Annotated in this window: 19 protein-coding genes; 9 read left to right on the top strand and 10 right to left on the bottom strand. The window is 52.1% G+C overall.

The window, feature by feature from the left end:
- Window positions 1-225 precede the first annotated feature (225 nt).
- Window positions 226-1386 carry a phage head morphogenesis protein gene (locus NF347_RS05820; RefSeq protein ID WP_107034805.1) on the bottom strand — a complete coding sequence of 387 codons (1161 nt, stop codon included), beginning with the start codon at window positions 1384-1386 and terminating at the stop codon, window positions 226-228.
- Between the two features lie 434 nt (window positions 1387-1820).
- Between NF347_RS05820 and lepA the strand changes: the two genes are divergently transcribed.
- The 4 genes from lepA (at window position 1821) to rprY (ending at window position 7695) form a co-directional block, all read left to right on the top strand.
- Window positions 1821-3608, top strand: a complete 1788-nt coding sequence (gene lepA, locus NF347_RS05815) for a translation elongation factor 4 (protein ID WP_107034804.1) — start codon at window positions 1821-1823, stop codon at window positions 3606-3608.
- Between the two features lie 145 nt (window positions 3609-3753).
- Window positions 3754-5172 (top strand): Na+/H+ antiporter NhaA, encoded by a 1419-nt coding sequence (gene nhaA / locus NF347_RS05810; RefSeq protein ID WP_107034803.1) that lies wholly within the window; start codon window positions 3754-3756, stop codon window positions 5170-5172.
- 268 nt (window positions 5173-5440) lie between these two features.
- A complete protein-coding gene (locus tag NF347_RS05805) occupies window positions 5441-6961 on the top strand; it encodes a sensor histidine kinase (protein WP_107034802.1) in 1521 nt (506 codons plus the stop codon).
- A 26-nt stretch (window positions 6962-6987) separates the two neighbouring features.
- A complete protein-coding gene (rprY, locus tag NF347_RS05800) occupies window positions 6988-7695 on the top strand; it encodes a response regulator transcription factor RprY (RefSeq protein ID WP_107034801.1) in 708 nt (235 codons plus the stop codon).
- Window positions 7696-7779: 84 nt separating this feature from the next.
- On the opposite strand, the gene rplS is transcribed toward rprY, so the two are convergent.
- Window positions 7780-8139 (bottom strand): 50S ribosomal protein L19, encoded by a 360-nt coding sequence (gene rplS / locus NF347_RS05795; protein WP_107034800.1) that lies wholly within the window; start codon window positions 8137-8139, stop codon window positions 7780-7782.
- Between the two features lie 246 nt (window positions 8140-8385).
- Here rplS and NF347_RS05790 point away from each other — a divergent pair, with 246 nt between their 5' ends.
- Window positions 8386-9606, top strand: a complete 1221-nt coding sequence (locus NF347_RS05790; protein ID WP_107034799.1) for an S-adenosylmethionine:tRNA ribosyltransferase-isomerase — start codon at window positions 8386-8388, stop codon at window positions 9604-9606.
- Here NF347_RS05790 and NF347_RS05785 read toward each other — a convergent pair whose 3' ends face one another.
- The gene (locus NF347_RS05785) at window positions 9607-10797 is read right to left on the bottom strand and encodes a dicarboxylate/amino acid:cation symporter (protein WP_107034798.1); all 1191 of its coding nucleotides are present in this window, start codon (window positions 10795-10797) and stop codon (window positions 9607-9609) included.
- 76 nt (window positions 10798-10873) lie between these two features.
- Here NF347_RS05785 and NF347_RS05780 point away from each other — a divergent pair, with 76 nt between their 5' ends.
- The 3 genes from NF347_RS05780 to cbiB are packed head-to-tail and all read left to right on the top strand — an operon-like array spanning window position 10874 to window position 14278.
- Entirely contained in the window at window positions 10874-12355 is a 1482-nt protein-coding gene (locus tag NF347_RS05780) for a cobyric acid synthase (protein ID WP_107034797.1), read from the top strand.
- Window positions 12348-13361, top strand: coding sequence for an aminotransferase class I/II-fold pyridoxal phosphate-dependent enzyme (locus NF347_RS05775; RefSeq protein ID WP_107034796.1), 1014 nt, complete (start codon window positions 12348-12350; stop codon window positions 13359-13361). The genes NF347_RS05780 and NF347_RS05775 overlap by 8 nt, the downstream gene beginning before the upstream one ends.
- Window positions 13340-14278 (top strand): adenosylcobinamide-phosphate synthase CbiB, encoded by a 939-nt coding sequence (gene cbiB, locus NF347_RS05770; RefSeq protein ID WP_107034795.1) that lies wholly within the window; start codon window positions 13340-13342, stop codon window positions 14276-14278. Before NF347_RS05775 ends, cbiB begins: the two co-directional genes overlap by 22 nt.
- A 67-nt stretch (window positions 14279-14345) precedes the next feature.
- Here the strand turns inward: cbiB and NF347_RS05765 are convergent, their stop codons facing one another.
- From NF347_RS05765 to NF347_RS05745, 5 genes are read right to left on the bottom strand one after another with little or no spacing between them, the layout of a single operon-like run.
- Complete coding sequence (locus NF347_RS05765) at window positions 14346-15644, bottom strand: M18 family aminopeptidase (protein WP_107034794.1); 1299 nt, start codon at window positions 15642-15644, stop codon at window positions 14346-14348.
- 1 nt (window position 15645) lies between these two features.
- Window positions 15646-16164, bottom strand: coding sequence for a DUF5063 domain-containing protein (locus tag NF347_RS05760; RefSeq protein WP_107034793.1), 519 nt, complete (start codon window positions 16162-16164; stop codon window positions 15646-15648).
- Window positions 16157-16732 carry a nicotinate (nicotinamide) nucleotide adenylyltransferase gene (nadD, locus tag NF347_RS05755; RefSeq protein WP_107034792.1) on the bottom strand — a complete coding sequence of 192 codons (576 nt, stop codon included), beginning with the start codon at window positions 16730-16732 and terminating at the stop codon, window positions 16157-16159. Before nadD ends, NF347_RS05760 begins: the two co-directional genes overlap by 8 nt.
- On the bottom strand, window positions 16729-17298 hold the full coding sequence (gmk, locus tag NF347_RS05750) for a guanylate kinase (RefSeq protein ID WP_107034791.1): 570 nt from the start codon (window positions 17296-17298) through the stop codon (window positions 16729-16731). The genes nadD and gmk overlap by 4 nt, the downstream gene beginning before the upstream one ends.
- Window positions 17299-17356: 58 nt before the next feature.
- Window positions 17357-18232 (bottom strand): YicC/YloC family endoribonuclease, encoded by an 876-nt coding sequence (locus NF347_RS05745; protein ID WP_107034790.1) that lies wholly within the window; start codon window positions 18230-18232, stop codon window positions 17357-17359.
- Between the two features lie 192 nt (window positions 18233-18424).
- Here NF347_RS05745 and tsaB point away from each other — a divergent pair, with 192 nt between their 5' ends.
- Window positions 18425-19156, top strand: a complete 732-nt coding sequence (tsaB, locus tag NF347_RS05740) for a tRNA (adenosine(37)-N6)-threonylcarbamoyltransferase complex dimerization subunit type 1 TsaB (RefSeq protein WP_107034789.1) — start codon at window positions 18425-18427, stop codon at window positions 19154-19156.
- On the opposite strand, the gene NF347_RS05735 is transcribed toward tsaB, so the two are convergent.
- Window positions 19087-20421 (bottom strand): MATE family efflux transporter, encoded by a 1335-nt coding sequence (locus NF347_RS05735; RefSeq protein WP_123541823.1) that lies wholly within the window; start codon window positions 20419-20421, stop codon window positions 19087-19089. The two genes, tsaB and NF347_RS05735, sit on opposite strands and share 70 nt — an antisense overlap.
- A complete protein-coding gene (locus NF347_RS05730; RefSeq protein WP_107681820.1) occupies window positions 20385-22382 on the bottom strand; it encodes an OPT family oligopeptide transporter in 1998 nt (665 codons plus the stop codon). The genes NF347_RS05735 and NF347_RS05730 overlap by 37 nt, the downstream gene beginning before the upstream one ends.
- Between the last annotated feature and the right edge of the window lie 13 nt (window positions 22383-22395).

Genomic DNA, 22395 nt, shown 5'->3' with positions numbered 1-22395 from the left:
GCCCCGGAAATGCTGCATCGCCTTTGTTCCCATGAGCCGCGGCAGATCGCTGCGGAGAAGCTTTGCGAGCTCTTTTTGCCTTTTTTCGGCAAATTCGCGAAATTTTTGCGGTGTCATTGTTTGGAGTGTAAAAGAAATATATTACTTTTGCGATGGTCTTTAGCCGCAAGGCTATCATGCCCAATGGTGTCGGGTTGCTCCTATGTAGGAGGGACCCGGCTTGTTTTATATATCATATTTGAGTAGTTTGTCTGCTCCCTTGATCACACAATAAACATGCTCGATCTTTCTATCCAACAGATTACCATGTTTATCTCGGTAATGTTGGAATCTTTTAATGGATTTGATCATTTTTTTGTGGTCGAATAATGATGGATCGTGAAAGTACAAGCAGACGGAGTTAGATGGATGTTTTACATCTTCGCGGGCATTGTATTTGGTTAGCTGTGTATTCTTTTTCTCGAGCGCGTGCGAATACCACCCATGCCCTGTTATTGATCTTATATCCATCACCTCTCCATCCAGTTCAAGATCAAGGGCGGTAAGATTGTCTCCATTCTTCTTTTTTGACTCATCAAGGAGTAAGGCGACGCGCCCCATGCGGAAGAGCTCCGCCTGGCACTCGAGTTCGAGCTGTGTAGAAGTAAGACCTTCAAAGAAGCGCTCCGCCTTGGGGCTGTCATGGATGATATGACCGATATGCCGGCCTCGCAATCCGCCCGTACGCTTGTCATATTCCACGTCGCGCCATTCAGGATCGTTTTTCAGCTCTCGATATTTCGCACGGTTTTGCTTTCTGCGCTCGATCTCCTCGTCGGGGATGGCATAGTCGGCTTGGCGGCAGCTGTTACAATCCTTCTTTTTATTGCCGAATCGCATGCCCAGGTGGTTTTTGAGGCTTCCCGCAAACGGACACGACGAACAGCTGTCGGGATAGTACGGATGATCCTGGCCGAACAGGCTGCCGGACTTGCCCGGGTTGTCGCCGAGTCCCTTGTGGGGTCCATCCTTGTGCGGATCCACCGCATCCTCATGCTTGATCCCTGTCGCCGGCTCGTCAGTAGACTCCAGCGAGCACTGGCAGTTCCACCGGTCACCCGGCCGGTGGCGCGACCAGAACGGATGATCCACCGGGAGGATCGTACCCCAGTAGATGCGATGATCCGCGCCCGGATTGGGTGACGTCGACGGCACCCACCGGAGGTTGGGGAGCACATCCTTGTCACGCTCAAACCGCTGCCACTCCGCCGCCTGATGCGCCCGGATAACGGCCGTGTCATACTCCGTCCGCAGCCACGGCCCGAACTGGTGGGAAGCTATCGATTGAACATCGTTTGACCACTGCTCAAACGACTTTAGACGGCCGTTCGCATCGAGCAGTCGCATTTTTGAGGGAATTTTCGGCAAATTCGCGAAATTTTTGCGGTGTCATCGTTTGGAGTGTAAAAGAAAACTATTACTTTTGTGATAGCCTGAAAGGGTTAGCCAACGCTACGGCGCGAGCATTGCAGGGAGGGAAACCTCCCTGTTCTAATTTATGAACTTTATCTCCTCTTTGTATAACGATCTAACATGGTCTTTTTTAGATCTGTCAGCGTCTCTATGCGTCAATACACGACCGACCCCATGGGCTAATCTTTTTCAAGATAAATCCAGCCTTGTTGATGGAACAATATTCTGACAGCGACTGCTATCCAGTTTGTTTTTGCGAAGCACATGAGGATATGTAGCAAATGGATGGAGCAATGGAGTGCATGCCGAGGCGGTTTTTGCCTATGTAGTGGTTTTTTCGTAACTTTGTGGCGAAAATCACGAATATAATGAAGAATCTCCGCAACTTCTGCATAATAGCCCATATTGACCACGGCAAGAGTACTCTGGCCGACAGATTGCTTGAATACACCCACACCGTTGAGGGTAAGGATCTTCAGGCTCAGGTGCTTGACGATATGGATCTCGAGCGTGAGCGTGGCATAACCATCAAGAGCCATGCCATACAGATGAATTACGTTTCGGGCAATGAGCAATATGTGCTGAATCTTATCGACACTCCGGGACACGTTGACTTTTCCTATGAGGTTTCGCGCTCCATCGCGGCATGTGAGGGAGCGTTGCTGATTGTCGATGCTTCGCAGGGCATTCAGGCTCAGACGATATCCAATCTCTACATGGCTATCGACAATAATCTTGAAATCATCCCGGTGGTCAATAAGGTGGATCTTGACAGCGCCAAGCCTGAAGAAGTAGAGGATCAGATAGTGGATCTGTTGGGCTGCGATCATTCGGATATCATCCGTGCGTCAGGCAAGACAGGCCTTGGTGTGCCGGAGATTCTTGAGGCGATCATTTCCCGCATACCGGCTCCCGATGGCGATCCGGAGGCTCCGTTTCAGGCTCTCATATTTGACTCTGTGTTCAATCCGTTCAGAGGCATCATAGCATATTACAAGATTGTCAACGGCACGATCCGCCGCGGTGACTTTGTGAAGTTTGTGTCGACGGGTAAGGAATATCATGCCGACGAGATCGGCGTGCTCAAACTTGACATGGCGCCGCAGCAGCAGCTCTCGGCCGGCAATGTCGGATATATCATATCAGGTATCAAGACCTCGCGCGAGGTGAAAGTGGGCGATACGATCACTCATGTCGACCGTCCGTGCAGCGAGGCTATAGCTGGATTCGAAGAGGTCAAACCTATGGTGTTTGCCGGAGTATATCCTATAGAGACAGAGGATTTCGAGAATCTCCGTGCATCGCTCGAAAAACTGCAGCTCAATGATGCATCGCTGACATTCCAGCCTGAATCGTCGGCGGCGCTCGGATTCGGATTCCGTTGCGGATTCCTCGGTCTGCTTCACATGGAGATCATACAGGAACGCCTCGGTCGCGAATTTGACATGGATGTAATCACAACCGTGCCCAATGTATCCTATCGGGTGTTTGACAAGCATGGCAACATGACTGAAGTGCACAATCCTTCGGGATTGCCCGAACCAACGCTGATAGATCATATCGAGGAACCGTACATCAGGGCGTCGATCATCACTGTGGCCGATTTCATAGGCCCGATAATGACCCTCTGCCTGTCGAAGCGCGGCATACTCGTGAAGCAGGAATACATATCCGGCAACCGCATGGAGATGACGTTCGATATGCCGCTTGGCGAAATCGTAATCGACTTCTACGATAAACTCAAGAGCATATCCAAGGGTTATGCCTCGTTTGACTATCATCTGCATGATTTCAGGGAGTCGAGGCTTGTCAGGCTCGATATACTTCTCAACGGCGAAAGTGTCGATGCTTTGTCGACCCTCACTCATGCCGACAATGCAGTGGGTTTTGGCCGCCGCATGTGCGAGAAGCTGAAGGAGCTGATACCGCGTCAGCAGTTTGATATAGCCATTCAGGCAGCTATCGGCGCCAAGATCATAGCGCGTGAAACCATCAAGGCTGTGCGTAAGGATGTGACCGCAAAGTGTTATGGAGGCGACATATCCCGTAAACGCAAACTGCTGGAGAAGCAGAAGAAGGGTAAGAAACGCATGAAGCAGATCGGTTCGGTCGAGGTGCCTCAGAAAGCATTTCTGGCTGTGCTCAAGCTCGACTGATCTGACATTATGTCCGTCTTCGGTCTTGTGATCGGCAAGTTTTGCATATATGTGAACCGAATGAGGAAACTGCAGACGGGTGATATTATTGTGTGATAAATTTATATTGTTTCAACCGCTCTCTCCGTTACAACAACCGACCGAAATGTCAAGCGAAATCAACAACATTGTCGAAAGTGAGCATCATGCTCCGTTTTTTGCGGCACGTCAGGCCATACGTCGCCATGCTACAGGCGGAAATATTCTGATAATATCTACTCTGTTGGCCATGATAGTGGCCAATATCCCGGCTATTAACCATTACTATTTTGAGTTCTGGGAACAGGAGGTGAGGCTGCAGATAGGCGGCTTCAATCTGTTCTCCCATGGTGGAGAGCCGATGAATATGCTGGAGTTTATCAACGATGCTCTGATGGCTGTGTTTTTCTTTTCGATAGGTCTTGAGATCAAGCGCGAGGTGCTTGTCGGAGAGTTGTCGTCGTTCAAGCAGGCTTTGCTGCCGATCATGGGCGCTCTCGGAGGCATGATAGTGCCGGTGGTTATTTTCTACATGCTGTCGAAGGGTACTGACTATGTAGGAGGATCGGCTATACCGATGGCCACCGACATCGCATTCTCGCTGGGAGTGCTTGCGATGCTTGGTTCGCGGGTGCCGATTTCGCTGAAGATTTTCCTTACTACTCTGGCTGTGGTCGACGATATAGGCGGCATCATAGTCATTGCGGCTTTCTATTCGTCGCATATCGAATATATGCTGCTGGTCTATGCTGCAGTGCTTCTCGGAGTGCTTCTGCTTGGCAGTGCTATGCACATCAAGAGCAAGATATTCTACCTCGGTATTGGCGGATGTGTGTGGTTTCTGTTTCTCAATTCGGGCGTGCATCCTACAATCGCCGGAGTGCTGGTGGCATTCTGTGTGCCGGCATCGCCCGTGTTCAAGCCTCGTCGATATGTGAAGATCATTCGCGCCTCGATAGCTCACTTCAAGTATGAGGACGATGAGCATCTCGAACAGTCGAGCATACTCAACCGTGAGCAGATGGACTGGCTCAAAATGATAGAGTATGCTTCCGACAAAGTGATATCGCCTCTGCAGGATCTCGAAGACTCCTTGCATCCGGTGGTCAATAACTTCATAGTGCCTCTGTTTGCCTTTGCCAACGCCGGCATATTTCTGCTCAACCTTGATCCGTTGTCGATTGTTGAAGGTATATCGCTTGCGATAATATGCGGTCTGGTGATAGGCAAGTGCGCGGGTATATTCCTTTTCTCGTGGCTGACTGTAAAGCTCCATCTCGCCCCGATGCCGCTGCGTGCCAACTGGAAGATGATGGCGTCAGTGGCGATGCTTGGCGGTATCGGATTTACAGTATCGCTGTTTATCGCCAATCTGTCGTTTGCCGGAATGGGTGTGCATGGTGCCGATCTGCTCAATCATGCCAAACTCGGCATTGTGGTGGGATCGCTTGTCTCGGGTATCCTCGGATACCTGCTGCTCGGCCGTACTCTTCCTGCCGGCGGTCAGTATGTGGCGTCGGATGATGAAGATGCACTTCACATGTAAATCCGGGTTATAATACGATAAAAGGTCGTCGCGTTGCCTCATGCGGGCAGCGCGACGTCGTTTATATACGTCGTTTATATACAATGATCGCCGGTATCAAATTGTCGTATTAAATTTGCGAAATTCACATTTAATTGTTAATTTTGGCACGAAGTGTTAAAACCGGGTGTATTGACTTTTTTATGCTCCGCTAACAATTCGGGCATCTCAAGCGTTAACATAATAAATTAAAAAACATATAGCCGCTTGACGGCTGTAAAGTGATAAAATGAAAAAATCGACAATCTGGGCAATAACCATCATAATGGCTCTGACATTTGCGGGGCTTCTGTATGTGCAGGTGATGTACATGAAGAACATACTGCGTATGCGCGATGACCAGTTTGCAGAAGGCGTGAAGCGGTCGCTTTACGCTGTCACCGGCAATCTGGAGCAGGACGAAACGCAGTATTTTCTTGAAGAGGATGTGGCTCAGATCGAAACCTCGGTATTGCCACGCTACTCGTCGTCATCGGGCGAGCAGGGTGGCATACAGTATTCTTTCACCACTCCTGAAGGCAAGAAGGGAGCATTGACGCTGCAAGGCGATCTCAATGCGCTCGATCCGACTATAACTCTTACTCCGCGTCAGCGCCAGCGGCCGACCCATGAGATACTGCAGGAACAGTATCTTAAGCAGCGCACGCTTATGAACGAGGTGATACTGCGCATGATAAGCCAGTCGAGCACACGTCCGATCGCCGAACGCGCAGATTCGGGTAAGGTGGCCACATATCTCAGAATGGAACTGGCCAACAACGGCCTTGACCTGCCGTTTGAATTCGCTGTCGTCAACCGTCAGGGTGCCGCGGTGTATCATTCGGCTGGCTACATGCCTGAGCAGGTGGGTAATGACAATATGTTTGTGCAGACGCTTTTTCCCAACGATACGCGCAATCTGATGTATTACCTCAAGGTCTACTTCCCCACCAAGCGTGATTACATCATGTCGTCGCTCAACTATATCATTCCGGCGTTTATCATGACGTTTGTGCTGCTGGTGGTGTTTGTCATAACAATCTACCTGATCTTCCGCCAGAAGAAGCTGACCGACATGAAAAACGACTTCATCAACAACATGACACATGAGTTCAAGACTCCCATATCCACCATATCGCTTGCCGCGCAGATGCTCAACGACAGCTCTGTACGCAAGTCGTCGAATATGCTTGAGCACATATCCAATGTGATCAACGATGAGACGAAGCGGTTGCGTTTTCAGGTCGAGAAGGTGTTGCAGATGTCGATGTTCGAGCGTCAGAAGGCCACACTTAAACTTCAGGATGTGGATGCCAACACCATTGTCGAGAATATTATCCACACTTTCAAGATCAAGGTGGAGAAATATGGCGGCCATATAGAGGCTGTGCTCAAGGCGGAACAGTCGATCATTCATGTCGACGAGATGCATTTCACCAATGTGATTTTCAATCTGCTTGACAATGCCGTCAAATACCGTCGTGAGGATGAGTCGCTTAAACTTTCGGTGACAACACGCGACGTGTCGGGCGGACGTCTTGAAGTGACAGTGGCCGACAACGGCATCGGTATCCGTCGTGAGGATCTAAAGAAAATATTCGAGAAATTTTATAGAGTGCCGACTGGCAACCTGCATGATGTCAAAGGCTTCGGACTCGGTCTGGCCTATGTCAACAAAATGGTGAGGGAGCTTGGCGGACAGATAACGGTGGAGAGTGAACTCGGGCAAGGTACACGATTCATAATCACTCTGCCGCTTGCGAAAAGATGAATACAAACATATAAAAACAAATTATTATGGAAGAACGACTGCGTATACTGCTTTGCGAGGACGACGAGAATCTCGGTATGCTTCTTCGCGAATACCTCCAGGCCAAGGGCTATAATGCCGATCTGTTTGCCGACGGCGAAAGCGGCTACAAGGCTTTCCTGAAAGGCAAGTACGACTTGTGTGTGCTTGATGTGATGATGCCCAAAAAGGATGGATTCGCACTCGCGCAGGAAATCCGCACGGTCAACTCGGAGGTGCCCATCATATTCCTTACCGCGAAATCGATAAAGGAAGATATCCTCGAGGGCTTCAAGATCGGTGCTGACGATTATATCACCAAGCCTTTCTCTATGGAGGAACTCGTGTTCAGAATCGAGGCCATACTGCGCCGCGTAAAGGGCAAGAAGGGCAAGGAGATCACGATGTACAAGATCGGACAATTTACTTTCGACACACAGAAGCAGACTCTGATGATTGGCGACAAGATGACCAAGCTTACCACCAAGGAGTCTGAACTGCTCAGCCTGCTGTGTGCTCACGTCAATGAGATTCTTGAGCGTAACTTCGCTCTAAAGACTATCTGGATCGACGACAATTATTTCAACGCCCGTTCGATGGACGTGTATATCACGAAGCTGCGCAAACATCTGCGCGACGATCCGTCAATCGAGATCATCAACATCCACGGCAAGGGCTATAAGCTCATCGCTCCCGAAGCTGAAGCAGAGTCCTGAGGCTTATAAAGCATAAAAGAATGCCGGGCAGTCGAGGGGATAAATCCCCGGACTGCCCGGATGCTTTTTTGTCGGTGTTGCAGCTTATTTCGCAACGTTGACGCGGCGCTCCTTGATGCGGGCCTTCTTGCCGGTAAGGCCACGGAGGTAGTAAAGTTTGGCGCGACGCACCTTGCCATACTTGTTGACGGTGATAGAGTCGATGAACGGCGATTCGATGGGGAAGATACGCTCCACACCGATGTTGTCGCTCATTTTGCGGACGGTGAAACGCTTCTTGTCGCCGTCGCCCGAGATACGGATTACCACACCGCGATACTGCTGGATACGCTCTTTGTTACCCTCTTTGATGCGGTAGGCCACGGTGATGGTGTCGCCGGGACCGAATTCGGGATGTTTCTTGCCGGTAGCGTAAGCTTCCTCGACAACTTTAATTAAATCCATTGTGATCGTTTTAATTAAAATGTTAACATATTAGTCGCAATATGGCCAGGCTGCATGTCCTGCCAGAGATTACGAATTCGGCTGCAAAGTTACGGTTTTCCGAGCGTTTGGCCAAATCTTTCAGGAGTTTTTTTACTCTAAAAAATTAAGTTTCATGATTTTAGACAAGTATATTGGGCTGGTGGCGCTGGTGGATGATGTAATTAGCAGGCTTTTTGCTAATTTTGCACTAAAATTGTGTTGAAAATGACTGATCCACGACTTATATCAATCGAAGCGTTTGACTATCCTCTCCCCGACGGGCTTATAGCGCGTCATCCGTTGGCTGTGCGCGACACATGCCGTCTGCTGGTGCGTCATGGCGATGGCAGTCTTGAGGAACGTGTGTTTGCCGACATTGCGCAGTTGCTGTCGTCCGATGATATGCTCGTGATGAACAATACCAAGGTGATAAACGCCCGATTGCGTTTCCGGAAGGGTGGTGGCGACCAGGGTGCCCGTATAGAGGTGTTTTGTCTGGAACCTGTAGCTCCGGCCGATTACGAGCGCTCGTTTGCATCGCGCATAGGATGTTCGTGGCGTTGTTTTGTCGGCAACAGCAAGAAATGGAAAGAGGGAAGTGTCACCATGAATGTCGATGTAGCTGGCGAAGGCACTGTCGTGCTCACAGCCCGACGCCTCCGGCACGAAGGAGCTTCGTCGGTCATTGGCTTTGAATGGGACAATGATTCGGTGACATTCTCCCAGATTATCGAAGCGGCGGGTGAATTGCCTATTCCGCCATATCTAAACCGCGATACCGAAGAGAGCGATCTGACGGACTATCAGACTGTCTACTCCCGAATACAAGGATCGGTGGCTGCTCCGACTGCCGGGCTGCATTTCACTCCGGCGCTGTTCGAAAGTCTGCGGCAGCGTGGGGTAGAATTGCGCGAACTGACTCTTCATGTCGGTGCCGGCACTTTCCAGCCTGTAAAATCAGAAACAATCGGCGGGCATCCGATGCACAGCGAATTCATAAGCGTAGGGATCGGACTGATAGAGGAGCTGGCACGCACCGACCGCCGTGTGGTGGCAGTCGGTACCACTTCCGTGCGAACGCTCGAAAGCCTGTATTGGTTAGGCGTAAGGGCTTCGCGTGGAGAGTCGCTCGATGAACTGCCGCAGTGGTATCCCTACGATGGTCATCCGACCGCTATGAGCCGGAATGAGGCTATGGGTTGTCTCCTGGACCGGCTACGCAAGGATGGAAGCGATGTCCTGACAGCCGACACGCGTATCATCATCGCTCCAGGATATCGTTATCGTGTGGTCGACGCGATGGTGACCAACTTTCATCAGCCCAAGTCCACGCTGCTGCTGCTCGTGTCAGCTTTTACCGGTGGCGACTGGCGCCGCATGTATGATTTGGCCATGGAGCGTGAGTTCCGCTTCCTCAGCTATGGCGATGCCTGCCTGTTGCTCTGATCAGGATGCTGAAGGCACTTTTCGAGGTCGCGGTCGGAAGAATCGGTCGACGATCGATGCGAGTGCGCCGTCGCCTGTCACATTGCAGGCTGTGCCGAAACTGTCCATGGAGATATAGAGTGCTATCATCAGCGCGTTCTGCGCCTCGCTGAAGCCTAATATCGACGACAACAGTCCGAGTGATGCCATGATGGCGCCTCCAGGAATTCCGGGTGCGGCCACGATGGTGATGCCGAGCATTATTATGAAATGGCTGAACATGCCTATATCGAATGCCATGCCCTGCATGATCATCAGAGCCATGGAGCATGCAACCAGTTTCAGCGCGCTTCCCGACATGTGGACTGTAGCGCACAGCGGCACGACAAATCCGGCGACATCCTCGCTGACGCCCATTTTTATGCTCTGCCGTAGAGTGACAGGTATGGTCGCGGCCGATGACGATGTGCCGAGAGCTGTAAAATAAGCCGGCATCATGGTCCATAACATTTTGAACGGATTCTTTCGGGCGAATATCGAGGCGATACAATACTGGAACACAAGTATGAACACATGTATGCCGAATATCACGGCTATTATTTTTGCGAAAGAGATCAGTATTGTACCGGTTTGCCCTGAAACGGTCATTATAAGAAATATTCCGAATATGTAGAATGGAAGAAGCGGAACAATAGCCTTGCGTATCGTCAGCTCGATGACGGAGCGCAGTTCGGCGAACGCTGACCGGAGCACTTCGGCCGACGTCACGGCTATTCCGAGCCCGATGACAAATGAACTCACCAGAGCGGTCATCACTCCCATAAGCGGAGGCATTCCGACGGTGAAGTATGGTTCTATAGTCGTGCCTCCCTGCTCTACGGCTGTCATCGCCGAGTCCTGACTGATCATGGATGGGAACAGCCAGATGCCGGTAAAGTAAGATGTATAGCCGGCAAACAATGTGGCTCCGTATGCGAGCAGAAGCGTCACGATAAGCATTTTTCCCGCGCGGATGCCGATGTCGCCTATGGCGGGGGTGACAAATCCCACTATGATCAGTGGAATCAGGAAACCGAGAAATTGCGAGAAGATATCATTGAAAGTAGCGCACAGGCGGGCAAACCATTCGGGCGAAATCCATCCGATAGCTATGCCCATTGCTATGGCGATAATGATGCGTGGAAGCAGTCCGGGTTTTATCTTGTGTTTCATATTGCAAAGTTAAGGAAAAATATAAGTAATTTTGCAATATGTTAATGATGTCTTACATAACAATACAGGACGTTTTATGAATACCGCTATGAGGCGGCTGCGTCCGCTGATGCTCGGCGGTACGGGGAGTGATGTCGGCAAGAGTATGCTTGCAGCCGGCCTGTGCCGCATATTCCGCCAGGATGGATATGCTCCGGCTCCTTTCAAAGCCCAGAATATGGCACTTAATTCGTATGCCACTCCTGAAGGCTTCGAGATCGGACGCGCGCAGGCTGTGCAGGCCGAAGCCGCCGGAATCGACTGCCATACGGATATGAACCCTTTGCTGCTGAAGCCTCAGGGTGATTCTACATGTCAGATCGTTGTCGACGGCGTTGCAGCCGGAACATACAGTTCGGCGAGGCTCTATGACAGTGAGGTCCGTGCGGAGTTGCGCGGAGGTGTCTGCAAGGCTTTCGACAGGCTGTCGTCACGCTATAATCCTATAGTGATGGAGGGAGCCGGAAGCGTGGCCGAGATAAATCTCCGTGAGTCAGACATCGTGAACATGCCGATGGCGGCATATGCCGATGCCGCCGTGCTGCTTGTCGCCGATATAGACCGTGGCGGCGTGTTTGCATCGGCCTACGGATCGGTGATGTTGCAGCCGCCGGAATACCGGCGGCTGATCAAAGGGATTATTGTCAACAAATTCAGAGGTGACATGCGTCTGTTTGATAGTGGCCGCCGTATGCTTGAGGAGTGTTGCGGTGTCCCGGTAGTGGGTGTCGTTCCTTATATGGCCGATATCCATATAGAAGATGAAGATTCGGTTGCGCTTGGAGGCAAGCGTGTGGCGCCAATGCCCGGAGCTGTGAATGTGGCTGTCGTAAGATTGCCGCATATATCCAATTTCACCGATTTCAATGTCCTTGAACATACTCCGGGCGTAAACGTGTATTATACCGCCGAGGCCGAGGCGCTTGTCGGGGCAGATATGATCGTGATTCCTGGCACCAAAACTACTATAAGCGACCTGCGGTGGCTTAAGGCTACCGGTATGGATGAGGCGATTACCGGACTCGCGGCCGACGGCTTGCCGGTGGTCGGTATATGCGGAGGCTATCAGATGATGGGTCGCGTGATTGATGATCCGGAGGGATATGAAGGAGAGACTGATTGCGTCGACGGGCTTGGTCTGCTGCCGGTAACGACGGTCATATCCGCTGACAAGCAGATCCGCCGGATTGCATTCGAGATGACGACGGATGCCGGTGCGTGCATAGTTGGCAATGGCTACGAGATACACATGGGACGGACACGGCTTGATCAGGACGCTATCGCTTTAAGCATGCTTTCCGACGGCACAGCCGACGGATGCCGTAATGGCAATTGTTATGGAACATATATTCATGGTTTTCTCGACAACAGTGAGGTGATAGCATGGTTGTTGCCCCGGTTGAGCGGGTGTGTGGCTGATTACGGGGCTTACCGCCAGAGGCAATACGACACGCTCGCAGCTCGGTTAAGAGAGTGCCTCGATATGAATATGATATACCGGATGATAAGTTATGACTGAGGGACACGGTGATGATATCTACAGATATTCCGGGCTTGTCAAGGTGAATTTTTCGACCAATATATGGCAATATCCCGATCTCAGCGCGTTGAAGCGGTTTATGGCTTCAAAACTCGATTTCGTAGCGTCATATCCCGAGCCGGAGCCATATAGCCTGGAACATCGTCTGGCTGATGACATCGGAATAGAATATGGCCAGATCATGGTGACCGCCGGAGTGACCGACGCCATATATACGATAGCGCGCAATATTGCGGCAGGCCGTCGCAGCGGTATCGTGGGGCCGACATTTGCCGAATATGCCGATGCTTGTAGTGCGGCGGGGGTAGTGTATGATTATTTCGGTGATGCGGAGGAGGCCGCCGTGAAGAGCGACGTAGTGTGGATATGCAATCCGAACAATCCTGACGGAAGAGTGATTGATGCCGGCGGTCTTGCAGCGTTGATCGCCAGCAGACTATCAGTGATGTTTGTGATAGATACGGCATATTCCGACTATTGCCGGGCTGAAAAGCTCGATGTGAGTACGATGGCTGGTCATGACAATGTGATCCTGCTACATTCGCTTACAAAACAGTGTTGCGTGCCAGGATTGCGCGTAGGATATCTGACCGCGAGCGCTGAAAACATCAGATCTCTCCGCCGGCACCGTATGCCATGGGCCGTCAATGCCTTGGCATCATCGTGCGCGGAATTTCTTATTGATAATCCGCCTGTGATACCGGTGGATATGCTTCTTGCCGAGAGCAAAAGGATGCAGTGCGCGATGGCAGCTATGGGATATGATGTGACTCCGTCAGCCACTAATTTCTTTTTGGGTGCTGTTCCCTGTGGTTCTGCAGCCGCACTGAAGGAGTGGCTTGTCAGTCGGCACGGACTGCTTATACGCGACGCTTCAAATTTTGCAGGTCTGTCTGCTGGTCATTTCAGGATAGCGGCGCAGCGTGGCGACGAAAACGATTTACTTCTTGATGCATTGAAGGAATGGATTGGGAAATATTGTTGATCGGTCTTGCCGCAGGATGGACGCTTGATCTTTTGGCAGGCGATCCGTTGTGGATGCCTCATCCGGTTGTGTGGATGGGCAAGGCAATCGCGTTCATGGAGCGTATGCTCAACCATGGGTTGCATCGTGTGGCCAAAGGGGCTGTCGCGTCAGTCGGACTGGTCGCCATAGCGTATGTGTTGTGTGGTGCGGTTCTGTTGCTGCTCGCCCCATGGCCTTGGGCTGAAACTTTGTTTTGCACAGTGATGGTGTTTTTCTGTCTGGCCGGCACGACTCTGACACGTGAGGTCGGAGCTGTGTTCGACGCTCTCGACCGTTCGATTGACGATGGCCGCCGTCAGGTAGCGCGTATAGTCGGCCGTGACACCGCCTCGTTGTCGGATCAGGAGGTGGCAACGGCTGCGCTTGAGACTTTGGCCGAGAATCTTTCAGACGGGGTGGTCGCTCCTTTGTTTTGGTTTGCGATTCTCGGTGTGCCGGGCATGGTAGCCTATAAGATGGTCAATACTCTTGATTCGATGATCGGTTATCGTAATGACAGATTTAGGTCGTTTGGTCGTGTGGCAGCCCGGATAGATGATGTCGCCAACTGGATTCCGGCACGACTGACTGCGGCGCTGATCATACTTGCCGCCGGACGGCCGGATTTATGGAGGTTTGTGCTCAGGTTCGGCCGTTGTCATGCAAGTCCTAATTCGGGATGGCCCGAGGCCGCTATGGCGGGTGTGCTGGGATGCCGTTTTGGCGGGACTCACGATTATTTTGGCGTGGCGGTGTACAAACCTTATATCGGCATAGACAGCCGACCGGTAGGCCGCATCGATGCCGTGCGCGCCATCAGAGTGGCGCGCCGTGCGGAGTTTATGGCTGTAGTCCTTGTCGGCTTTACGATTGTCGCCATATCCTTCATCGCATGATGACAGATATGGCGACGTTCTATATGCCGGATTGATATATGCGGGGACTTGTCTGTCCCCTCTTCTTTTATATCTCGTAGAAGGTGCAGAATGCTTTGATGATGCTGATGTGATCGGCGGTCGATGCGGTTTCGCGCACGGAGTGCATGGCCCAAACGCCCGCTCCCATGTCGACTCCACGCAGATCAAGCTGCGCGGTCAGTATGTTGCCGAGCGTGGATCCTCCGGCTACGTCGCTGTGGTTGACGAAATACTGGCATGGTATGCCGGCTATGTCGCAGATGTTTTTGAACACGGCTGCGCTGTCGGCATCGGTCATATATTTGCAGTTGGCATTGATCTTGATGACAGGGCCTCCGCCGAGTGTGGGATGATTGGTCGGATCCTGCTTTTCGACATAGTTGGGGTGGACGGCATGTGCGTTGTCGGCCGATATCATGAACGATGATGCAATGCTGATCATGAATGCTTCATCGGTCCATCCGAGTGAATTGCATATACGTTTCAGTATGTTGCGGAGCACAGGCGATGCTGCTCCCTGTTTTGTCCCGCTGCCGGTCTCCTCGTTGTCGAAAATGGCCATGACCTTGATCGCTCCTCTGTCGTTACCGGCTTCAAGCAGGGAGGTGAGCGCGGCATGCACCATCGACAGGTCGTCGATACGTCCTGATGTAACGAATTCCCCGTTGATTCCGGTAATGCATGCCGGTGTGGTGTCAAAAAGCGACAGATCGTAGTCGATGATTATTTCAGGATCTACATTGAGCTCTTCGGCTACAAGGCGTCTGACAAGTCCTTTTTCATCACCTTTGGCATTGACACGGCCGATGACCGGCAACATGTCTTTCTGTTTCGAGAGAGGATTTCCGTCGTTGACAGAGCGGTTGAAGTGTATGGCGAGATGAGGTATGGTGAGCAGCGGCCGGTCGAATCTTACCAGACGGCTGATGGGGCGCAGAGGATCCTGCCCGCGCAGCATCACCCTTCCGGCTATTGACAACGGACGGTCAAACCAGGTGTATAATATTGAACCTCCATATACTTCAGTGTTGAGTTTCACGATGTTTCCGTCGCACAATATCTCGCAGTCGGGCTTTATGCGGAAGCCGGGTGAGTCGCTGTGGGCCGCGATGATACGGAAGCCGTCCTCCGGATCAGAGTCGCCGACAGTGAAAGCGAATATTGCGGAGTCGTTTTTTGTCACATAATAGCGTCCTCCACGGTTTATTTCCCATGCCTCGCGCGGATCAAGACGTTCGAATCCTTCGGCGTCAAGACGTCGGCGCACGGTGTCGACGGCCAGAAAATTGACCGGAGAAGAGTCAAGAAACTTACAGAGGTCGTCGATGTAGTCGTATTGTTCCATATCAGTCAATATCAGATGATGAGTATTTGATTTTGTTGAGGGCCCGGAGATTGTTGCAAAGTATCTGGCTCCAGTAGCTTTCGAAGTCTTCTTTAATCGCGGCAAGGGCTTCGGGGGCGAGTGCCAGCGGATCGGGTTTGATCATTTCTATAAAGTTATAGACCGACTGGAATATGTCGGTCAGCCCTTCGGAGAGGCTTGCGGCTATGGGTGTGTCGGAATACTTCATGTCTTCTTCAAACACTTCGAGATACGTGTCGTCCGGACCCATGATGTTTTCGATCGCGCGGCGCACTGATTCATAGTAATCTTCCTCCAGCGACGGATTGATATAGGCTTCCTCTGTCGATATGTCGGCCGACAGATCGGAAGCGGCAATGTATATTCGGGGAAGCAGCCGGAGCATCGTATCGATAAAATCTCTGCGCTCAGTTTCGGCAGCCGATTCCGCTGCCTGACAATATTCGTTGCACAGGCCGATGAATGCAAGGGCATTGTTGTTTAGAACTGTATCATTCATAGAGATGGTTGTGTCTTATATATTCATAGACTCCCGGAGGGAGAAAATAGGTCATGTCGGCTCCTCCTGATAGTGCCTGCCGCAGGAATGTGCTTGATATTTCGGTTATTGGAGCATTGATTATGCGGCAGTTGGGATGCGATGGTGTTTCGATAGGAAATCCGGGGCGGGGATATACGATCACACCGTAGTCCGATAGTATGGACTCACTCTCACGCCATCTGCCGAAACCGAGCCAGTTGTCGCTTCCGGTGATGATGCTGAAGGAGACCGACGGATGCCGGCGGTTGAGATAGCGCAGTGTGTCGATGGTATATGACGGACGTGGAAGTGAGAGTTCCACGTCGCAAGCTTTTATCCTTGATTGCCGGTCGGCGCCGACTGCTATTTCAAGCATTTTGAGCCGATGACGGTCATCGATAAGCGTGGCACTGTCTTTGAGCGGATTTTGCGGTGACAGCATCATCCACACTTCGTCCAGTCCGGCAAACTGGGCCATATAGTTTGCCACCATCATGTGGCCGACGTGGACAGGGTTGAATGATCCGCCAAGCAGACCGATTTTCATGCGCCTACAAATTGTTTGATGGCTTTTTCGGTATCGGCTACCGCCTTGTCGAGATCGTCGTTGACGATCCGGATGTCGTAGGATGGGGCGAACGACAGTTCGTATTCAGCTTTGCCGAGGCGCTGGCTTATGGCTTCGGGCGACTCGGTGCCGCGTCCTTCCAGACGCACCCGCAGGGCGTCGATGCTCGGTGGCTCGATAAATAGAGCCAAAGCGCGTTCGCCATACATGCGTTTGACGTTTACGCCGCCTTTGACGTCGATATCGAGCACTACGTTGTGACCCTCGCGGCACCTGCGTTCGACTTCGCTCTTCAGTGTGCCGTAGAAGCGTCCGGGATAGACCTCTTCATACTCTACGAAGTTGTCGTCGGCTATGGCCTGACGGAATTCTTCGTCAGTAAGAAACCAGTAGCTGACGCCATGAACTTCGCCCTCGCGTGGCTGACGGTTGGTGGCCGACACTGAAAATTTCATGTCGATTTCGCCTTTTTGCAGCAGCCGGTTGATGATTGTGGATTTGCCACAGCCCGACGGGGCACTGACGATGATGATCTTGCCTTCCATGATATGCGTTTATGGGGTGGGTAAGTATGGGTTTTTATGTCCGGGGAGATGCACGGGTTCAGAGCACATTGAGTACCTGTTCCTTTATCTGCTCAAGCTCGTCTTTCATGCGCACTACGATTTTCTGTAGTTCGGCATGATTGCTTTTTGATCCGAGAGTATTGATCTCACGTCCCATTTCCTGACTGATGAAGCCGAGTTTTTTACCTTGTCCGGTTTCGCCGTCGAGTGTTTCCATGAAATAAGTCAGGTGTTGGCGAAGCCGCTGTTTTTCCTCGTTAATGTCGAGCTTCTCAATGTAATATATCATTTCCTGCTCCAGACGTCCGAGATCGATATCCACTTGTCCGAGTTTGGCGAGATTGTCCTCAATCCGGGCACGAATCTTGCTGACGCGTTCATTTTCATAACGAGGCACCTCTGCCAGCAGGTTCTCTATCTGTCGTATGCGTTGGGTGAAGAACTCTTCGAGTTTCCTGCCCTCTTCGCGTCTGTATTCCACCAAGGCGTCGGTAGCAGCGTCGGCCGCTTTAATGAGCGCGGTGCTTTCGTTCTGCTCGTCTTCGGCCGGTGCTTCGGCTTTCATGATGTCAGGCAGCCTCATCAGAAGCGGCATCCAGTCGGCGGGGTGCGACACTCCGATAGCGTCGGCGATATCCTCCAGACTTTTCTTGTAGGTCTTGAGCAGCGGCAGGTTGAATTGAGTGGGGGAGTCGCTGCCGATGTTCTCTACAGTCACTATAGCCTCGACTTTGCCTCGTTCGATCCGGTGTGCCAGGCGGTTGCGCATCTCCAGTTCCACCGCTCTATAAGCCGAGGGTAGACGGAGTGACATGTCGAGTTGTTTGCTGTTGAGCGATTTGATCTCGACGGTTATTTTTTTGTGTTCTGTTTCGACAACCGATTTGCCGAAGCCTGTCATTGATAGCAGCATTTCAGTAGTGTATATATAGACTGTTGATATTCGTTTTAATGTCTGACAAAGTTACGATAAAAAGTTGAATCGCGAGCAATCTGTGATAGAGTTAGCCCGACAAATTGAACGAATCCATGCAAAATCCCGGCAGACTCAAAGTATGTTTGAATTTAACGGTGAAATAGCGTAACTTTGCACAAAACTTGAATAATGGCAGTAATATTGAATATAGACACCTCGACGGAGGTGTGTTCGGTCGCTTTGTCGGCTGAAGGGACGGTGCTTTGTCATCGTGAGGAATTCGAGCAGCGCAACCATGCAACCCTCCTGAGCGGTTTCATAAAGGATTGTCTCGACCGACTCAGGGAGCTTGAGCTTTCACTGGATGCTGTGGCGGTTTCTATGGGTCCGGGTAGCTATACCGGACTCCGGATCGGTCTGTCGGAGGCCAAGGGGCTGGCATACGCTCTGGGACTACCCCTGATAGGTGTCGACACTTTGCAGCTTCTTGCGGTGTCGGTGATGTTTTCTGGATATGAATACCCCGAGGGGGCGGTTTATGCTCCGATGATCGATGCACGCCGCATGGAGGTGTTTACAGGAGTCTATGATCAGGCTCTGACACCATTGCTGGAGCCGGCTCCTATGATTCTCGACGCCGACAGCTATGCCGGATTTCTTGAGAAAAGCACTGTGCTGTTTTTTGGCAATGGAAGCGACAAGGCGCGTGAGGTGGTTACTTCGCCCAATGCTGTCTTTGTGCCTGATGTCAAGCCTCTGGCTGTCGATATGACGGCTCTGTCCGAACTGAAGTGGAGTCGCCGTGAGTTCCTTGATCTGGCTTATTCCACTCCGTGGTATCGCAAGGAGTTTCAGGCGACTTCTCCGCGTGATCCTTTGGCGAGCAGCAGTGCGAGCAATAGTCCGCGCACGGCCAGATAGCATAGAAAAGCCAGCCACAGGCCGTGATTGTGCATTGTCGGCCACGCAAGCATATATACTGTGAAATATACGGCGGTGGCGCACAGCATGGACAGGAGCATCGACCGCGTGGCTGTAAGGCCTATGAATATTCCGTCGCAGACAAACGCCATGAATCCGGCCAATGGTATAGATATTGCCCAGACCTCGTATTCGCGTGCGGCTGCCAGTGTGGACAGATCGTCGCAGAGTATTTCGAGCAGGGCAGTGCCGAGTGTGGCATAGCCGACAGTGAATATCAGGGCGAGTGTGGCTGATGTCAATATCAGCAGTCGGCATGCCTGTTTCAGCGCCTGGTGTCGGCCGGCTCCGGAGTATTTGCCGCATATAGCCTCGGCCGAAAAGGCAAAGCCGTCCATAAAGAAACTGAAAAGGGTGAACAGCTGCATAAGCAGGGCATTGGCGGCGAGTGTCTCGTTGCCTTGCATTGCTCCGGTGCGCGTAAACCACAGAGTGACGCCGACAAGACACAATGTGCGTAGAAATATGTCGGTGTTTATCCGGAAGAATTTCAGTAGATCAGTTCCTGCAAATACGGTTCTGAATCCGGGAAATGACGGGATATATTTCAGACCGCACACGATGACCGAAGCTGTAAATCCGATCCATTGCGCCGAGAGCGTGCCCAAGGCCAGCCCGTATATGCCAAGATCCAAGGCCAGTGTAAGTGTAAGACTGACGGCGATATTGACGATGACAGTAAGGACGGATATCCACATGGTCACCTTGGAATTTTGCATTCCGAGAAACCATCCGGCCATGACGAATGAGCCGAGCATTGCGGGTGCTCCCCAGATGAGTGTCATGAAGTATTCGGCGGCCATGGCTGCGGCGCGATGTTCCACCTCCATCATATCAAGCAGCATGCCGCACAGTGGCGTGCGCATGATTATGAAGGCGACTCCGATAGCAAGGGCTACGGTGAGCGCCTGATAGAGCACTGTGGCCTGACGCATTTTGTCGTCGGCTCCAAAGGCCTGCGCGGTGAGTCCGCTGGATCCCATCCGTAGAAATCCGAAGAGCCAGTAGAGCAGGTTGAACATGTTGCCTCCCACAGCTATAGCGGCCAAAAACACAGCGCCCCCCAAGTGTCCCGCGATAGCCACATCGGTCATGCCGAGCAGCGGCGTGACCAGATTGCTTGCTATCGCGGGCAATGAGAGGGCGATGATGTTGTGCAGCAGCGGTTTTACGCTGCTGTCGGTCGAGCTTTCATGCTCTGCCATGCGAGATAGATGATCAGTGCGATGTAGACTGCAATTCCGAGTCCCTGTGTCATGGCCACGGGCATCGTATTTACATATTCGAATCCGGCAAAACGTGTAAGGGCGGCGAATACTCCGAAGAGTGCGCCTCCGGCGATGAGTCCGGATGCGATGAGTGTGCCGCGGTCACGACGGGCGTCATTTACGGCTTTGTCAGCCGAACGTGTGCTTACAAACCATGCTATCGCGCCTCCGACAAGCAGGGGAGCGTTGAGCTGCATGGGGATGAACATTCCGAGGCAGAATGCCAGCGCCGGCACGCCGAGCCAGTTGAGCAGCACAGCCAGCACTGCGCCGGCAATGTAAAGCATCCATGGCGTTTCGCCTCCCATCATGATCGGCTCGATCACTTTGGCCATGGCGTTGGCCTGAGGAGCCACAAGTGCGTTGGGACCGCTAAATCCGTAGACGTCGTTGAGGAGGAGTATGACGCCTCCTACTGTTGCCGCCGAAACGAGTGTTCCGACGAATTTCCAGCTCTCCTGTTTGCGCGGTGTCGATCCAAGCCAGTAGCCGATCTTCAGGTCGGTCACAAATCCTCCGGCCATCGAAAGGGCGGTGCACACGACTCCTCCTATTACCATGGAGGCAACGATGCCCGATGTGCCGCTGATGCCTACAGCCACAAATATTGCAGAGGCTACAATGAGCGTCATCAGCGTCATGCCCGATACCGGATTTGTGCCTACTATGGCTATAGCGTTGGCGGCAACGGTTGTGAACAGGAATGCTATGACGGTCACGACAACCCATGCTACAAGAGCCTGCCAGAAATTATGGAGCACTCCCGCCCAAAAGAATCCAAAGACGGCGACGAGGGCGATGACAATGTAGAAGACCACATGTTTCATGGAGAGGTCGGCCTGCCAGCGAAGCGGTTTGCGATCGGTCTTTCCGCCCTTGAATTCGCGTCCTGCGAGTCCGGCTGCCTGTACGATGATGCCCCACGACTTTATGATTCCTATGACTCCTGCCATGGCTATGCCACCTATGCCTATGAGGCGCGCGTAGTCGGCAAAAAGCGCGTCGGGCGATAGGGCGGTAAGCTCCGGAGCTCCGTAAGTGCCCATCAGAGGCAGAATCACCCACCATACGAATGCTGATCCGGCGAAAATCACAAAAGCGTACTTAAGACCTACAATATATCCAAGGCCGAGGAGGGCGGCACCGGTGTTGCAGCTCACAACGATCTTGCACTTTTCGGCGAGTGCGGCACCCCATCCACAGAAGGCCGTCGAGACCTCTTCGGCCCAGAATCCGAATGTCGACACAATATAGTCATAAATACCTCCGATGAGCGAGGCCACTACAAGCAGACGCGCCTGCGCACGGCTTCCGGCCCCAGTGCCTTGTCCGCTCGCAAGCACCTGTGTGGTGGCGGTGGCTTCCGGGAAGGGATATTTGCCGTGCATGTCCTTGACAAAATATTTTCTGAACGGTATGAAGAATAGTATGCCGAGCACGCCGCCAAGCAGTGAGCTGAGGAATATCTCGATGAAGTTGACGGTGATATCAGGATAACTTCCCTGAAGTATAAACAGTGAGGGAAGAGTGAAGATGGCCCCGGCTACGATAACGCCGGAGCAGGCGCCGATAGACTGTATCATGACATTCTGGCCGAGAGCGCCGTTTTTCTTCAGCGCGCTTGACATTCCGACGGCAATGATGGCTATGGGAATGGCCGCTTCAAACACCTGTCCGACCCTTAGGCCGAGGTATGCGGCCGCGGCGCTGAATATTACGGCGAGTAGCAGTCCGACTCCGACGGAGTAGGGGGTGACTTCCTTGTAATCATGAGCGGGGTGCATCAGCGGACGATAGTGTTCGTCGGCTCCAAGCTCGCGGAACGCGTTTTCGGGCAGTTCCACCGGATCGGCCGTCGAATATATGTCGGCCGGGATCTCTGTCTGTCTTTTTTCCATTGGCTTGATCAGT

The sequence above is a fragment of the Paramuribaculum intestinale genome (genome assembly GCF_030759015.1).
Classification (GTDB): domain Bacteria; phylum Bacteroidota; class Bacteroidia; order Bacteroidales; family Muribaculaceae; genus Paramuribaculum; species Paramuribaculum intestinale.
Note: the sequence above shows the minus strand (reverse complement) of the source record. Positions and strands in the feature narration are given on the sequence as shown.